The organism is Ectothiorhodospira magna, from assembly GCF_900110965.1.
Lineage (GTDB): Bacteria > Pseudomonadota > Gammaproteobacteria > Ectothiorhodospirales > Ectothiorhodospiraceae > Ectothiorhodospira > Ectothiorhodospira magna.
Genome location: NZ_FOFO01000030.1, coordinates 12481 through 27036 on the forward strand (window position 1 = coordinate 12481; position 14556 = coordinate 27036).

A 14556-nucleotide genomic window follows, 5' to 3' on the forward strand; every position below is an offset into this window, starting at 1 on the left:
ACCCTTATGACAAAATCCCATGATCTCTTCCAGGCAGCCCAGAAGCACATCCCCGGTGGCGTGAACTCGCCGGTCCGCGCCTTCAAGGGCGTGGGCGGCGACCCGATCTTCATCGAACGCGCCCAGGGCGCCTACATGTACGACGCGGACGGCAAGCGCTACATCGACTACGTGGGTTCCTGGGGGCCGATGATCGCCGGCCACGCCCATCCGGAGGTGATTGCCGCCGTGCGCGAGGCCGCCCTCAACGGTCTGTCTTTCGGCGCCCCCACCGAGCTGGAAATCCAGCTGGCCGACCGGGTCTGCGAACTGGTGCCCTCCATGGACATGGTGCGCATGACCAGTTCCGGCACCGAGGCCACCATGAGCGCCATCCGCCTGGCCCGCGGCTTCACCGGCCGGGACAAGATCCTCAAGTTTGAAGGCTGCTATCACGGTCATGGGGATTCCCTGCTGGTGAAGGCCGGCTCCGGCGCCCTCACCCTGGGCGAACCCAACTCCCCCGGTGTTCCCGTCTCCCTGGCGGAGCACACCCTCACCGTCAGCTACAACGATCTGGAACAGGTCAAGGACGTGTTCTCCCAGGTGGGTAACCAGATTGCCTGCATCATCGTCGAGCCCGTGGCCGGCAACATGAACTGCGTGCCCCCGGCCCCCGGCTTCCTGGAAGGCCTGCGCGGTGTCTGCGACGAATACGGCGCCCTGCTGATCTTCGACGAGGTGATGACCGGCTTCCGCGTCGCCCTGGGCTGCGCCCAGGCCTATTACGGCATCAAGCCCGACCTCACCACCCTGGGCAAGGTCATCGGTGGCGGCATGCCGGTGGGTGCCTTCGGCGGCCGCCGTCAGGTGATGGAATTCCTCTCCCCCCTGGGCCCGGTCTATCAGGCGGGCACCCTGTCCGGCAACCCCATCGCCATGACCGCGGGCCTGAAGACCCTGGAAATCCTCTCCGCCCCGGGCTTCCATGAAGACCTCACCGCCAAGACCGAAACCCTGGTCTCCGGCATCCTGGGCGAAGCGAAGAAGGCCGGCATTCCCATGGCCGCCAACCAGGTGGGCGGCATGTTCGGCCTGTTCTTCACCGACCAGCCTGAAGTGACCAATTTCCACCAGGTCGGTCAGTGCGACGTGGCCCGGTTCGGCCAGTTCTTCCATCTGATGCTGGATCGCGGCGTCTACCTGGCACCCTCCGCCTTCGAGGCCGGATTCCTGTCCAGCAGCCACAGCGCGGAAGACCTGGAAGCCACCATCAAGGCCGCCGCCGACGCCTTCAAGGCCCTGGCCTGATCCGAAGACCCCCGGTCCCGCCCGGGCAGGCATCGGCCTGAAGGCCCCATGCCGTCCCCATGGCACCGGATCCGAATGGGCCGCCCACCGGGCGGCCCTTTTTATTGACCACATCAACGAGGGAGAGCCTGCCCCATGGGAGAGATCGCCACCTATCTGGCGCTGGGGGCCTTTACCGGGGTCATTGCCGGCCTGCTGGGCGTGGGCGGGGGCCTGATCATCGTGCCGGTCCTGGTCTGGCTGTTCACCCGCCAGCAGATGGACCCGAGCGTGATCACCCACCTGGCCATCGGCACGTCCCTGGCCACCATCATTCCCACCGCCATCGCCTCCACCCGCGCCCATCACCGTCACGGCGCCGTGCGCTGGGACGTGCTCAGGCGACTGATACCCGGCATCATCCTGGGGGCGCTGGCAGGGGCCACCCTGGCGGAATTCATGAGCGCGGGCCTGTTGCGCCAGGTCTTTGGGGTATTCGAGATCCTGGTGGCCCTGTATCTGTTGTTGAACCTGCCGCCCAAGGTGGGTCGACCCTTGCCGGGCACGGCGGTGCTGAGCACCGGCGGCGGAGTGATCGGTGGGGTTTCGGCCCTGCTGGGCATCGGCGGCGGCACCCTGACGGTGCCGTTTTTGGTGTGGTTCAATGTGCATCTGCGCCAGGCCATTGCCACGGCGGCGGCGGCGGGTCTGCCCATTGCCCTGGCGGGGACCGCCGGTTTCATCATTCACGGCTGGGGCAATTTGGCCCTGCCGGCATTCAGCAGCGGCTATGTATACTGGCCGGCCTTTGCGGGCATTGCCCTGGCCAGCTATGTCACCGCCCGCTGGGGGGCATGGCTGACCCACCATCTGCCGGTGATCCTGATACGGCGTTTTTTTGCGGTGCTGCTGCTGCTACTGGGATTGCACATGCTGCTGGGCTGAATTGCTCAACCGGCGGCAACCAGGGCATCCCGCAGATGGAACAGGCGGGCCAGAGCGTCATCCATCTCCAGCAATGCCTGTTTTTGCGCCGGATCGAACGGCATCAATTCCGTCAGGCGGGCGCCCACCCAACCACAGCGGTCAAATGAGCCGACCATGTCACAATAGGGTGGGGGCAACGCCTGCAGCAGGCGCTGCAACAGATCGGCCAGGGGCAAAAATTCTCCGGGTAGCGCCACGTCATCTGCTGGCATGGGGTGCTCAATGACTTCCCCCAGCAACAGACCATCCTTCTGCACCCAGGTCCGTTCCACCCGAAAGCGCATCTCCCCCTGTATCGTGATCCCCAGCAAGCCGTCGGGACGCTGCTCCCAGTCCACAATCTGACCCCAGGTACCCACACCATGAATAGCGGAGGACGCCCCCGTCTGAGCGCCTTCCCGAATCAGGATCACCCCAAAGGGCGCATCGGACCGTAGACAATGGCGCACCATATCGATGTAACGGGTTTCGAAAATTCGCAGCGGCAGGACGCCACCAGGAAATAACACCGTATTGAGAGGAAACAGCGGCAGTTCCATTCAGTCCAACTCCTCCACAGGCAACACCCCCCAGCGACGGATCAGATCGTTGGGAACATGCAGGTGATCCAGAATTCTCGACACCACAAAATCCACCAGTTGATCCACCCCTTCGGGTCGATGATAGAAGGCCGGACTGGCCGGCAGGATCACCGCCCCCATACGGGTCAGGCGCAACATGTGCTCCAGGTGGATCTGGGAAAAAGGCGTCTCCCGCACCACCAGGATCAGACGACGACGTTCCTTGAGGGCCACGTCCGCGGCCCGCTCGATCAGGGAACGGCTGGCACCGCCGGAGACGGCAGCCAGGGTGGCCGTGGTGCAGGGGCAGATGACCATGGCGTCCGGCGGGGAAGAGCCGCTGGCCACCGGCGCGGTCCACTGTTCCCGGTCGAACACCTGCAACTGGCCCGGAGCCGCATGGAACCGTTCGGAAAAGAACTGTTCGATCTCCCGGGATCGACCGGGCATGGACAGATCCGTTTCCATGCGGATGACCACCTGGGCGGGACGGGACACCATGAGATAGACCCGCACACCGGCCCGGATCAGGCATTGCAGCAGACGCAGGCCATACTGGGCTCCGGAGGCGCCGGTGAAGGCCAGGGCCACGGTGCCGGGGGTTTCTGCCACGATGGACTCCTGTGCAGTGAATGTATGGGGACACGATGTATCAGCGCATTTCAAGCCGATCATCATAGCGGATTTCGGGTCGTTGAGCTGGAACCTGTTCACCGGCATCCGCTGCTATCGCACCAGTCTGAACCCCCCGGACCACGACGGTGTGAAAGCCGTCAGCGCCGGTTTTTGATACCCTGTAGGGACCACAGATGTTTCCCTTTCCGTTTTCCCAAGTGATCTCATGCCCATGCCTCTCCCAAAGGCCCTCACCGTCCTCCCCCTGCTGTGGCTGCTGTCCGCCTGCAACCAGGCCCCGACACCGCCCCAGACCGTGCCGCTGATGATGCTGGTGAATCAGCCGGCCAGCCATGACGGTCGCCTGATCACCACCGAGGGCACCGTCCGCCGGGTGGAGGCGCCCCTCCACTACTGGATCGAGGATGCCCAGCTGCGCCGGGTGGCCATCCAGCCCGATGCCCTGATTGCCCCCTACCTGGACCGCCCGGTCCGGGTCACGGGCCGTTTCAGCCATGGGCCGGATCAGGGCCGCCGCCTGCAAGCGGAGCAGGTCATTCCCCTGGATGACTGATCCCGATACCGGGGCGGCAGGCCCTGACCCTGTCCTTTGAGGGCATTCCGTTGGCGGCGCCTACCGTTTTCCCGTGATATGTCCCTGATCCGTTCGATAAAGACTCCGTTGCCCCCATGGCTTGGACACAGCCGCCGGGAAACCCGGCGGCTGGTGCTGCTTGCCCTGCCCATCTGTGGTGCCCAGCTCACCCAGGCCGGCATGGGGGTGGCCGATGTCATGATGACCGGTCGCCTGAGTGCGACCGATCTGGCAGCCGTCTCCGTCGGTGCCAGCCTGTGGATGCCCATGATGCTGTTCATGCTGGGCACCCTGATGGGACTCACACCCATCGTCAGCGAACGCCTGGGGGCGGGCGATCCCCGGCAAATCCGGCCCCGGGTCCATCAAGCCCTGTGGTTGAGTCTGGCCATGGGGGTCTTGGTGGGCCTGATGCTCCTGCAACTGGCTCCGCCTATCTTCCGGTGGATGGACGTACCGCCGGAAGTGGCCGCCCGTTCCGGCGATTATCTGGCCGGTGTTGCCCTGGGTATGCCAGGCATCGCCCTGTTCCTGGCCCTGAGGGCCTTTGCCGACGGCATGAGCCACACCCGGCCAGCCCTGTGGATCGGTCTCATCGGCCTGGGGGTCAATATTCCCGCCAATTTTCTGCTGATCCATGGTGGCAGCGGTGTGGCGGCGCTGCTCGGCCCCCTGGCACCCCCGGTCCTGGAAGCCTTGCCCGCCCTGGGCGCCCTGGGCTGCGGCATCGCCACCGCCCTGTCTTTTTGGACCATGGGACTGGTGATGCTGCTCCATACCCGACGCAGCCCGGTGTATGAACCTGTGGCCCTGTGGTCACCATTGACACCGCCGCGTCCAAGGCTGATGGGAGAACTGCTGTTCGTGGGCCTGCCCATCGGCATCGCCATCTTTGTGGAAGTCACCCTGTTCACCCTCATCGCCCTGCTGGTGGCCAGTCTGGGGGAAATCACCGTGGCCGCACACCAGGTGGCACTGAACATCACGTCCTTTATTTTTGTCCTGCCCCTGGCCCTGGGCATGGCCCTCACCGTCCGGGTCAGCCGCACCCTGGGGGCCGGGCGGCCTCGACAGGCACAATTTGTGGCCTGGAACGGGGTGGTGGTATCCCTGATGACGGCCCTGATCAACGGTGTCTTTTTACTGTGGCTGGGGGAGGCGGTCATCGGCCTGTATACCCATGATCCCCAGGTCCAGTCGCTGGCCCTGTCCCTGATTTTTCTGGCGGTGCTGTTCCAGCTCTCCGATGCCCTGCAACTGAACATGGCCGGCGCCCTGCGGGGATACAAGGACACCCGTGTCCTGATGATGATTACCCTGCTGTCCTACTGGGCCGTGGGCCTGGCCGCCGGACACTGGCTGGCCACCCGGGGCCTGGGTGACGGCATGCCCGCGCTGGGTGTCCACGGCTACTGGATCGGGCTTATCCTGGGCCTCACCGTCGCCGCCCTGCTGTTGGGACTGCGCCTGCGGGCCATCAGCCGCCCACCGCCGGGTACGCTATACTGACGGCCATGCCCCCAAAACCGCACCTACTTCGAACCAGAAAAATCTGGGTTGATGCCGATGCTTGCCCCACGGTGATCAAGGACATCCTGTACCGTGCCGCCCAACGCACACAGACCCCGGTCATTCTGGTGGCCAACCAGCCCATCAAGATACCCCCCTCGCCGTTCATCCGGACCATCCGGGTCAGCCAGGGTTATGATATGGCGGATCAGGAAATCGTCCGTCAGGCCCAGGCTGGCGATCTGGTGGTCACTGCAGATATCCCCCTGGCAGCGGAGGTCATGGACAACGGCGTCCATGTGCTCAATCCCCGTGGAGAACGCTATACCCTGGACACCATCAGGGAACGCCTGCAGATGCGAGATTTCATGGAAACCCTGCGGGCCAGCGGCATTGACACCGGCGGTCCCGATGCCCTGCATCAGCGCCACCGCCAGACCTTTGCCAATCAACTGGACCGCTGGCTCAACGGACGTTGACCGCCCACTCAACGGGCAAACCGGGCCTTGAGGCGCTCCAATGCCTCGGTGGACCAGCCCTGAGGCTCCGTCAACGTATACCAGGCCTCGATATAATGCTCGGCAGCGAAGGTATGACCATAACCGGGGGGCGTGGAACCCACCGCCATGTCCGCCGCCAGTTGCAGCATGGTGACAATGGGATACCAGCGCAAATCCGGCGATACATCCGGTCCCCTGGGTGGCAGCATCCACTCCGGTTCCCGGAAAAAGGCATGGGTATCAAAGAAGGTGACCGGGTCACTGGCATACTGCAGATAAGCAATGCGGAATTTACCCCATTCACCCACCTCGTCATTTAACCCCCGAGTCTGGTTCATGAACCGCACCACGGCACCATCCCGGAATCGGGGCAACCAGGCCGGGGAATCCGGGTCCCGCTCCTGGGTCGCCTTGCGCCAGGTTTCACTTCTGAACGGGGGACCACTCCAAAGGGCACCGTCAAAGGGATCTTGAATGATGTCGTACACATCAAAGGAACGATCCGAGTTCAACGCCCCCAGACTCAGGCCATGAAGATACAGGGCCGGGCGAGCATCCTGGGGCAGTCGGGTCCAGTATCCATACACTTTTTCGAACAGGGCCCGGGCCATCTCGGCCCCGTATTCCCCCTCCACGATCAGGGAAAGCGCACTGGGCAGATAGGAATACTGGGCTGTCACGGTGGCAATGTCACCCCGGTGCAGATACTCCACCGTGTCCAGGGCCGCCGGGTCCACCCAACCCGTCCCGGTGGGGGTCACCAGCAGCAGCACAGAACGCTCAAAACCTCCCACCCGCTTGAGTTCTGCCAGGGCCAGTCTGGCCCGTTCATGGGCCGTATCCGCCGCATTCAGCCCCACATAAACCCGCAGTGGTTCCAGGGCCGGCTCGCCAATGAACGCGGCAATGTCTGCCGCTGTTGGCCCCGAGGAAATAAAATTGCGGCCCTGTCGCCCCAACTCGGTCCAGGAAATCAGGGAAGCACTGCTGCCCGTTTTGAGGGGATCTTCAGGACGGGCCAGATCATCCTGAATCAGGGCATCCACCTGTTGATAGGAATTGTCTGCCGCCCGCAGGGCCAGGGAAAAGATCACACCATCGATCAAGGACCAAAACAGCATGGCCGAAACCAGCACCCCCACCACATGAGAGACATGGGTGGGCACAAAACGCTGCAGGCGGCGGGAGAGAAAAAGGAAGGTATGTTTAAACAGGCGTACCACCACCAGCAGCACCGTGAAAATCAGCAGGGTCATCAGGCCAATCCCCACGGTAGGCATACCGCCACTGGGTTCCATATCCATGATGTCCCGCAGGGTGTTCTGCCATTCAGTGGCTTGCCATAAAAAGGTCACCACCACCACAGCACAACCCAGGGCCGCCAGGGATTTGAGAATCAGCTCGTTGCGCCGCCGGGGTACAGGCAACCCCAGATAGATCCACAGCCAGCGAAAGAAAAACCCCACGCCATAGCCAGCGGTAAAGGACAGGCCGGAAATCAGTCCCTGGATGCCAAAGGGACGAGGCACCAGGCTGGGGGTGAGGGAAAAGGCAAAAAAGAGCGTGCCCACCAGCAGCCCGACGACGGAAAACCCCTTGGCCAAATCCAGAACAAAATCACGGATTTTATGCATCGCCATAAACATCCTTTACACTTGAGTATCCTTTTATCTCAGTCTTATCCACAAAATGACCTGCTTGCCAAAATCCCCATCCATGGCTAGATTTCACACGTGAACACATTTCATTGGGACAGCGCCTTCCTGACCGGTCTGCACACGGTAGATGCCCAGCACCAGCATCTGGTGGATCTCATCAACCGTCTTGGCCAGGCCCGGATGGATAATCAGCTGCAACCAGACGATCTGGCTACCCTCCATCAGGAGCTGGTGGATTACGCCCAACACCACTTCCGTGACGAGGAAAACCTGATGAAACAGGCGGGTATTGACCCGCGCCACATCACAGCCCACGTCCAGGCCCATGTTGATTTCCTGCAGGAGGTTTCTCGACGCCATGCCTCCGCTGAAATCAGCACCCTCTGCTCCAGCAGACAGCTACTGGATTATCTCACCCACTGGCTGGCCTTTCACATCCTTGGCCAGGACCACAATATGGCCCGCCAGATTGCCGCTGTGAATACCGGAGCAACGCCGGCGGAGGCTTTCCTGCAGGAAGAAAAAACCAGCCACGGCGCCACCCAACCCCTGCTGCGGGCCTTGAATGGCCTGTATACCCAACTCTCTGCCCGCAGTCAGGAACTGGAGCAACTCAACCGGGAACTGGAAGACCGGGTCAACCAGCGCACCTGCGCCCTGCTGGAAGCCAACCGTCAGCTTGAGGTGCTGTCCCTGACCGACATGCTCACCGGCCTGCCCAATCGCCGCCATGCCATTCAGCACCTGGAAGCCCTGTGGCAGGAATCCATCACCACCGGCAAACCGATGGCCTGCATGATGGTGGATGCTGATCATTTCAAGACAGTGAACGATACCTATGGCCATGATGCCGGTGATCGGGTGCTGCAGACCCTGGCCCGCACCCTGCGCCATGCCCTGCGCAATGATGATATCGTCTGCCGACTCGGCGGTGATGAGTTCCTGATCCTTTGTCCCGCCACCCCCCACAAAGGCGCCTTGTACATTGCCGAACAGGTGCGCCAGAATGCCGCCCGGCTACGGGTACCCACCGGAGGACAACCCTGGCACGGCAGTGTCAGTATCGGCGTGGCGGTGAGTACGGCCCAGATCCCCCATCACGAGGCATTGATCAAAATGGCCGATGCCGGGGTGTATCAGGCCAAACAGGCCGGCAAGAACCGCATCGGCTCAGTCCAGGACATTGGCCCAACGGACCATCCACCGTCTATCGATCACTGAACCTGACTACCAGGCAAAAGCCACCGGACGAATCCACTGGCGGTCATCGTCAAACCGGGTCCACAGGGCCTGCATGGTCTGACCAAGCAGGGGGTGTTTCAGATCGGGGGCAAGATCCGCCAGCGGCTTGAGTACGAAGGCATGGCGCGTCATGTCCTGCCGGGGCAGACACAGACATTCAGACGTCACAATACACTCCCCCAGCAACAGCAGATCCAGATCCAGGGTGCAGCCTCCCGGAGCATCCCCCCCTCCCCGTTGCCGGCCATGCTGATCCTCCAGGGCCTTGAGCCGGGCGACCAGGGCGGCAGGTGATAAATCAGTGTCCAGAGCCACCACCAGATTGTAGAACGACCGTCCAGTGAACCCCACCGATCCGGTTTCATAGACAGGGGACACCTGCACCGGCCCCAGGTGGGCCTCCAATGCCGCAACCCCGGCCCTGACGTGGCGCGCCCGGTCCACATTGGTGCCCAGGCTGATGTAGGCCCGCCTCAACCCCGCACACCCCGCTCGATGCACACCCCCACCTCTGCAGCCCCCGGAACCGCGCCCGGCTTGCCCAGGGTGAGTCGTAGCCAGGGAACGGCAAATTCGGTCATGATCATCCGGGCCAGATCTTCGGCCATGGCCTCCACCAACTGATGACGGTTCTGCTCCACCTGGGCAATCACCCGGGTGGCCACCGCATGGTAATCCAGCACATCCCCGATATGGTCGCTCCCGGCACCCTGGCGGATGTCGCAGCCCAGTTCCAGATCCAGGCGCACCGTCTGCCGGATGCCCTGCTCCCAGTCGAAGACCCCGACCGTGGTTTTGACCCTGAGGTCACGAATGTAGACGATATCCATGGGATGGGACTATAAAGGCACACAGACCCACTGGGAAGAACCGGGGGTAGGTCGAGCCTTTTGCTTGCGTCCACCCCGATTCTCTGGTATCTAAACCCGCCTTTTGACACCCAGGAGTTTGCGAACAATGGCCTCCACCAAGAGTACGCCAAATGGCTCCGGTAGCCCTTCCCAGCAAGGAGAGGGCATTTCCCCCTATCAGCCAGTCGAGGGTGAGGAGTACATGTGCAAGCCCCAGAAGGATCACTTCCGGACCCTTTTGCTGGCCTGGAAGCAGGATCTGATGGAAGAAGTGGACCGAACCGTAGGCCACATGAAAGAGGATGCAGCCAACTTCGCCGATCCGGCAGACCGGGCCACCCAGGAAGAAGAATTCAGCCTGGAACTGCGGACCCGCGACCGGGAACGCAAACTGATCCGCAAGATCGACGAGGCCCTCAAGGACATCGAAACCGGCGACTACGGATATTGTGAAGCCTGTGGCGTGGAAATTGGTATTCGCCGACTGGAAGCCCGCCCTACGGCTACCTTGTGCATTGACTGCAAGACCCTGCAGGAAATCAAGGAAAAGCAGATGGCCTGATGGCCCCGGCAACAGACACTACACCTTCCCATCGAACCGGCGAACGGCCAGCCAACACCTATGTTGGCCGTTTCGCCCCTTCTCCCACCGGCCCACTGCACCGGGGTTCCCTGGTGGCTGCCCTGATCTCCTTTCTGGATGCCCGCACCCACCAGGGCATCTGGCGGGTGCGCATCGAAGACCTGGACCCCCCTCGGGAACAGCCCGGCGCGGCTGCCAGCATCCTGCGTACCCTGGACGCCCACGCCCTGTACTGGGATGGGGATGTGCTCTACCAGAGCACCCGCCGGGCGGCCCATGCAGAAGCCATCGCCACCTTGCAACAGATGGGATGGGCCTATGCCTGCGGCTGTACGCGCCGGGAGATCGCCGCAGCGGGCAACATGGGGCGGGAAGGCCCCATCTACCCCGGCACCTGCCGGCATGGCCTGCCACCGGGCCGCCGCCCCAGGGCGCTGCGGGTACGCACCCACAATGACCCCATCCACTTTCATGACCGCTGTCACGGTCTCGTCAGCCAATGCCTGGGCCAGGAGATCGGTGACTTCATCATTCGCCGTGCCGATGGCCTGACCGCCTATCAACTGGCGGTGGTGGTGGATGACGCCTTTCAGGGCATTACCCACGTGGTACGGGGCAGCGACCTGCTGGATTCCACGACCCGCCAGATCCATCTGCAACATCTGCTGGGCCTACCCACGCCGGTTTATCTCCATCATGCCCTGGTACTGGGTCACAGCGGTGACAAACTCTCCAAGCAGACCCATGCCCCGGCAGTGAACACTGCCACGCCCCTGGCCAATCTGGTCCAGGCAATGGCATTTTTGGGGCTACCCCGGCCTGAAAACTGGCAAGATGCCACCCCCACCAGCCTGCTGAATCATGCCCTCGCCCACTGGTCCCCGCCAGGGGCGCCGGCCTGACCGGGCGGGAGAGACCATGTTGTCCCAGGACAAGACGCTGTTGCTGTTTCTGCTGGGTCTGCTGCTGTTTGCCTCACCGCTGCTGGAATGGTGGACCCGTCCCGGTGCCCCCTGGTACCTGCCCTATCTGCTCTGGGGACTGATCATTGCCCTGGCTGCCCTGGCCCAATGGTACCGAGGCCCCCATGATCTCTGAAATCAGCCTGCTCTACGGGGTCGGCGTGGCCTATCTGGCGGTGTTGTTCTTCATCGCCCATGCCACCGAGAAAGGCTGGCTACCGGATGGGTGGGTCCATCACCCCCTGATCTACACCCTGTCCCTGGGGGTTTATGCCACCTCCTGGAGCTTTTATGGCAGCGTGGGCTTTGCCATGACCGAGGGATACCAGTTTCTCACCATCTATCTGGGGGTGACCCTGGCCTTCCTGCTGGCCCCCCTGCTGCTGGCCCCCCTGCTGCGGCTGGTGCGGGAATATCAACTCACCTCCCTGGCAGACCTGTTTGCCTTCCGCTACCGTAGCCAGTGGACCGGCGTCATCGTCACCCTGTTCATGCTGGCGGGCATCCTTCCCTACATTGCCCTGCAGATCAAGGCGGTCACCGAATCCGTCTCCGTGCTGACCCGACAGGAACCCCCCCATCTGCTGGCCCTGGGCTTTTGTGCCACGCTGACCCTGTTTGCCATCCTCTTTGGTGCGCGACATATCACCCCCAGGGAAAAACACCAAGGTCTGGTGGTGGCCATCGCCTTTGAATCTGCCGTCAAACTGCTGGCCCTGCTGGCGGTGGGGGGCTTTGCCCTGTTCGGGGTCTTTGGTGGTTTTGGCGAACTCAATGCCTGGCTGACAGCCCATCCAGAAGCGCTGGAGGCCCTCTATGCGCCGGTCCAGGAAGGCCCCTGGATGACCTTGATGGTGCTGGCCTTTGCCGCCGCCTTCCTGCTGCCGCGCCAGTTTCACATGACTTTTGTCGAAAACATGGACCCCCGGGCCCTGCAGATGGCCACCTGGGCCTTTCCCCTGTTTTTGCTGCTGCTGAATCTGCCCATCCCCCTGATTCTGTGGGCTGGACAGGCCACGGCGCTGGATGTGGCCCCGGATTATTATGTCCTGGGATTGCCCGTGGCGGCGGATCAGAGCTGGCTGGCCCTGTTCACCTTCATTGGCGGCATTTCCGCGGCCAGTGCCATGATGATCGTCACCACCCTGGCCCTGGCGGCCATGTGCCTGAATCATCTGATCCTGCCCGCCCATTACCGCCAGCAGGCCCTGCCCCGGACCAACCTTTATGGCTGGTTACTCTGGGGTCGCCGGGTGCTGATCCTGCTGATCATCGGCCTGGGTTATGGTTTTTACTGGCTACTGGAGTTCAACCAGGGCCTGGCCCAGATCGGACTGATCTCCTTTGTCGCCGTGGCCCAGTTTCTGCCGGGTATCCTGGGTCTGCTGTTCTGGCCCAGGGCCAATCGGGTGGGGTTCATTGCCGGCCTGACAGGGGGCATCCTGGTCTGGCTACTGGCCCTGATCGTCCCCCTGATTCATGACTCCGGCCTGCCCATGGTGGATATCAACCTGATGGTCTGGATGGGGGCCGGAGAAGACAACCGCTGGGCATTTGCCACCTTCTGGTCACTGACCCTCAACAGCCTGCTGTTTGTTGCCGGCGCCCTGCTCACCCGTCCCACCCCGGAAGAACTGGAGGCGGCCCAGAACTGTCGCCGGGAACAGCTCACCCCAAGCCGGTTACTGGGAGACGGGGAAATGCGTAGCGTGGAACAGCTACGCGCCAACCTGTCCCAGGTGATCGGGCCACAGACCGCCGCCCTGGAAATCCAGCGCGCCCTGACCGATTTAAAGCTGGATGGCAGCGAGCGGCGGCCCAGTGAATTACGACGACTGCGGGCCAGGCTGGAACGTAACCTGTCGGGCCTGATGGGACCACTGCTGGCGCGAATGATCATGGACAATCGCCTGGAAGTCCCGCCCCAGACCCAGGTGGCCCTGGCGGACAGCCTGCGCTTTGTAGAGGAACAACTGGAGCATTCTACCGGACGTCTCAAGGGACTGGCGGCAGAACTGGATACCCTGCGGCGCTATCATCGCCAGGTGCTCCATGAACTGCCGCTGGGGGTCTGCTCCATCGCCCCGGGGGGCGATATCCTGATCTGGAACAACACCATGGCCGCCATTTCCGGCATGTCTTCCTCCTTTGCGGTAGGCCAGACCCTGGACGGACTCAAAGACCCCTGGGATGGGGTGCTGCGCACCTTCATCAACGGCGATGACCGGCATCTGTACAAGCTGCAACTCACCGTGGATGGCCGCCAGCGTCGATTGAACCTGCACAAGGCAGCCATTGAATCTGCAGGGCTGGGCAGTTCCGTGGCCCACGGTCTGGGAGGGATGGTGGTGCTGGTGGAAGACCTGACGGAACTGCACAATCTGGAAAGCGAAGTGGCCCATAATGACCGTTTGGCTTCCATTGGCCGCCTGGCTGCCGGGGTGGCCCATGAAATCGGCAACCCTCTCACCGGCATCGCTTCCCTGGCCCAGAACCTGCGCTACGAAAAAGACCCGGCGGAAGTGGAATTGACCGCCAGCCAGATTCTGGAACAAACCCGACGGATCAATGACATTGTGCAATCCCTGATCACCTTCAGCCATGCCGGGGAAGTGCCCCGCCCCCGACCGGCACCGGTGAACATGCGGACCTGCGTGGCCGAGGCCATTCATCTGGTACAGTTGAGCGACAGTAGCCGGGAGATTGATTGCCTCAACGAGGTGCCCGACAACCTGATTGCCCGTGGCCATGCCCAGCGGCTGCTGCAGGTGTTCGTCAACCTGATCAACAACGCCCTTCAGGCCAGTCGTCCCGGCGACCGCATCATCATCCGCGGTGACTACATCCTGGGCAGCGTGGCACTCCAGGTGGAAGACGAAGGCAGCGGTATTCCCGAATCCATGCTTGACCGGATCTTTGAACCCTTTTTTACCACCAAGCCGGCAGGGGAAGGCACTGGCCTGGGGTTGTCGGTGGTGTACAGCATCATTCAGGACCACGGTGGCACGGTCTACGCAGACACCCCGCCGGGAGGCGGCACCTGCTTCCATATCCGACTGCCGGCGCTTGAAGAGGAGCTAGACTCTAGTCTTGCAAAAAATGCGCGGTAGTGTACTCTTAACTCATGGAGAACACCATGAGTACAGGCAAGGCGGCGAAGCGGCTGGGTGTTTCGGTCAAGACCCTGCAGCGCTGGGACCGCGAGGGGCGCCTCATTCCAGCGGC

16 protein-coding genes are annotated in these 14556 nt (G+C 62.5%); 11 read left to right on the forward strand and 5 right to left on the reverse strand.

What is annotated here, in order from left to right:
* Positions 1-6: 6 nt before the first annotated feature.
* Both hemL and BMX62_RS11300 read left to right on the forward strand, forming a co-directional pair.
* Positions 7-1290 carry a glutamate-1-semialdehyde 2,1-aminomutase gene (hemL, locus tag BMX62_RS11295; RefSeq protein WP_090208984.1) on the forward strand — a complete coding sequence of 428 codons (1284 nt, stop codon included), beginning with the start codon at positions 7-9 and terminating at the stop codon, positions 1288-1290.
* A 135-nt stretch (positions 1291-1425) separates the two neighbouring features.
* Positions 1426-2214, forward strand: a complete 789-nt coding sequence (locus BMX62_RS11300) for a sulfite exporter TauE/SafE family protein (protein ID WP_090208989.1) — start codon at positions 1426-1428, stop codon at positions 2212-2214.
* Between the two features lie 5 nt (positions 2215-2219).
* On the opposite strand, the gene BMX62_RS11305 is transcribed toward BMX62_RS11300, so the two are convergent.
* Both BMX62_RS11305 and BMX62_RS11310 read right to left on the reverse strand, forming a co-directional pair.
* Entirely contained in the window at positions 2220-2795 is a 576-nt protein-coding gene (locus tag BMX62_RS11305; protein WP_090208992.1) for an LON peptidase substrate-binding domain-containing protein, read from the reverse strand.
* The gene (locus BMX62_RS11310) at positions 2796-3428 is read right to left on the reverse strand and encodes a flavin prenyltransferase UbiX (protein ID WP_090208995.1); all 633 of its coding nucleotides are present in this window, start codon (positions 3426-3428) and stop codon (positions 2796-2798) included. It abuts the gene before it with no gap.
* A gap of 235 nt (positions 3429-3663) precedes the next feature.
* Here BMX62_RS11310 and BMX62_RS11315 point away from each other — a divergent pair, with 235 nt between their 5' ends.
* From BMX62_RS11315 to BMX62_RS11325, 3 genes are all read left to right on the forward strand, one after another.
* Positions 3664-4005 carry a hypothetical protein gene (locus BMX62_RS11315; protein WP_143339767.1) on the forward strand — a complete coding sequence of 114 codons (342 nt, stop codon included), beginning with the start codon at positions 3664-3666 and terminating at the stop codon, positions 4003-4005.
* 78 nt (positions 4006-4083) lie between these two features.
* On the forward strand, positions 4084-5535 hold the full coding sequence (locus tag BMX62_RS11320) for an MATE family efflux transporter (protein ID WP_090209004.1): 1452 nt from the start codon (positions 4084-4086) through the stop codon (positions 5533-5535).
* Between the two features lie 5 nt (positions 5536-5540).
* Entirely contained in the window at positions 5541-6014 is a 474-nt protein-coding gene (locus tag BMX62_RS11325; RefSeq protein WP_090209007.1) for a YaiI/YqxD family protein, read from the forward strand.
* An 8-nt stretch (positions 6015-6022) separates the two neighbouring features.
* Here the strand turns inward: BMX62_RS11325 and BMX62_RS11330 are convergent, their stop codons facing one another.
* Complete coding sequence (locus BMX62_RS11330; protein WP_090209038.1) at positions 6023-7675, reverse strand: alpha/beta hydrolase; 1653 nt, start codon at positions 7673-7675, stop codon at positions 6023-6025.
* Positions 7676-7768: 93 nt separating this feature from the next.
* Here BMX62_RS11330 and BMX62_RS11335 point away from each other — a divergent pair, with 93 nt between their 5' ends.
* The gene (locus BMX62_RS11335) at positions 7769-8914 is read left to right on the forward strand and encodes a GGDEF domain-containing protein (RefSeq protein ID WP_090209012.1); all 1146 of its coding nucleotides are present in this window, start codon (positions 7769-7771) and stop codon (positions 8912-8914) included.
* 6 nt (positions 8915-8920) lie between these two features.
* On the opposite strand, the gene folK is transcribed toward BMX62_RS11335, so the two are convergent.
* Entirely contained in the window at positions 8921-9412 is a 492-nt protein-coding gene (folK, locus tag BMX62_RS11340) for a 2-amino-4-hydroxy-6-hydroxymethyldihydropteridine diphosphokinase (RefSeq protein ID WP_090209015.1), read from the reverse strand.
* A complete protein-coding gene (gene folB, locus BMX62_RS11345; protein WP_090209019.1) occupies positions 9409-9765 on the reverse strand; it encodes a dihydroneopterin aldolase in 357 nt (118 codons plus the stop codon). The genes folK and folB overlap by 4 nt, the downstream gene beginning before the upstream one ends.
* Before the next feature lie 127 nt (positions 9766-9892).
* On the opposite strand from folB, the gene dksA reads away from it, so the two are divergent.
* From dksA to BMX62_RS13420, 5 genes are all read left to right on the forward strand, one after another.
* A complete protein-coding gene (gene dksA / locus BMX62_RS11350) occupies positions 9893-10348 on the forward strand; it encodes an RNA polymerase-binding protein DksA (RefSeq protein WP_090209023.1) in 456 nt (151 codons plus the stop codon).
* Positions 10348-11271, forward strand: coding sequence for a tRNA glutamyl-Q(34) synthetase GluQRS (gluQRS, locus tag BMX62_RS11355; protein WP_090209026.1), 924 nt, complete (start codon positions 10348-10350; stop codon positions 11269-11271). Before dksA ends, gluQRS begins: the two co-directional genes overlap by 1 nt.
* 16 nt (positions 11272-11287) lie before the next feature.
* A complete protein-coding gene (locus tag BMX62_RS11360) occupies positions 11288-11467 on the forward strand; it encodes a hypothetical protein (RefSeq protein ID WP_090209029.1) in 180 nt (59 codons plus the stop codon).
* Positions 11457-14441: a sensor histidine kinase gene (locus BMX62_RS11365; protein WP_090209032.1), complete on the forward strand. Its 2985-nt coding sequence runs from the start codon at positions 11457-11459 to the stop codon at positions 14439-14441. Before BMX62_RS11360 ends, BMX62_RS11365 begins: the two co-directional genes overlap by 11 nt.
* Positions 14442-14467: 26 nt before the next feature.
* Positions 14468-14556, forward strand: an 89-nt coding sequence (locus BMX62_RS13420; protein WP_420795824.1) for a MerR family DNA-binding transcriptional regulator, incomplete at its 3' end; no start/stop codon positions are given.

What these genes read in the sequence shown, in the direction of transcription:
- hemL (WP_090208984.1), top strand. Translation starts at nt 7, where the DNA reads ATGACAAAATCCCATGATCTCTTCCAGGCAGCCCAGAAGCACATCCCC.
- BMX62_RS11300 (WP_090208989.1), top strand. Translation starts at nt 1,426, where the DNA reads ATGGGAGAGATCGCCACCTATCTGGCGCTGGGGGCCTTTACCGGGGTC.
- BMX62_RS11305 (WP_090208992.1), bottom strand. Translation starts at nt 2,795, where the DNA reads ATGGAACTGCCGCTGTTTCCTCTCAATACGGTGTTATTTCCTGGTGGC.
- BMX62_RS11315 (WP_143339767.1), top strand. Translation starts at nt 3,664, where the DNA reads ATGCCTCTCCCAAAGGCCCTCACCGTCCTCCCCCTGCTGTGGCTGCTG.
- BMX62_RS11320 (WP_090209004.1), top strand. Translation starts at nt 4,084, where the DNA reads ATGTCCCTGATCCGTTCGATAAAGACTCCGTTGCCCCCATGGCTTGGA.
- BMX62_RS11325 (WP_090209007.1), top strand. Translation starts at nt 5,541, where the DNA reads ATGCCCCCAAAACCGCACCTACTTCGAACCAGAAAAATCTGGGTTGAT.
- BMX62_RS11330 (WP_090209038.1), bottom strand. Translation starts at nt 7,675, where the DNA reads ATGGCGATGCATAAAATCCGTGATTTTGTTCTGGATTTGGCCAAGGGG.
- folB (WP_090209019.1), bottom strand. Translation starts at nt 9,765, where the DNA reads ATGGATATCGTCTACATTCGTGACCTCAGGGTCAAAACCACGGTCGGG.
- dksA (WP_090209023.1), top strand. Translation starts at nt 9,893, where the DNA reads ATGGCCTCCACCAAGAGTACGCCAAATGGCTCCGGTAGCCCTTCCCAG.
- gluQRS (WP_090209026.1), top strand. Translation starts at nt 10,348, where the DNA reads ATGGCCCCGGCAACAGACACTACACCTTCCCATCGAACCGGCGAACGG.
- BMX62_RS11360 (WP_090209029.1), top strand. Translation starts at nt 11,288, where the DNA reads ATGTTGTCCCAGGACAAGACGCTGTTGCTGTTTCTGCTGGGTCTGCTG.
- BMX62_RS11365 (WP_090209032.1), top strand. Translation starts at nt 11,457, where the DNA reads ATGATCTCTGAAATCAGCCTGCTCTACGGGGTCGGCGTGGCCTATCTG.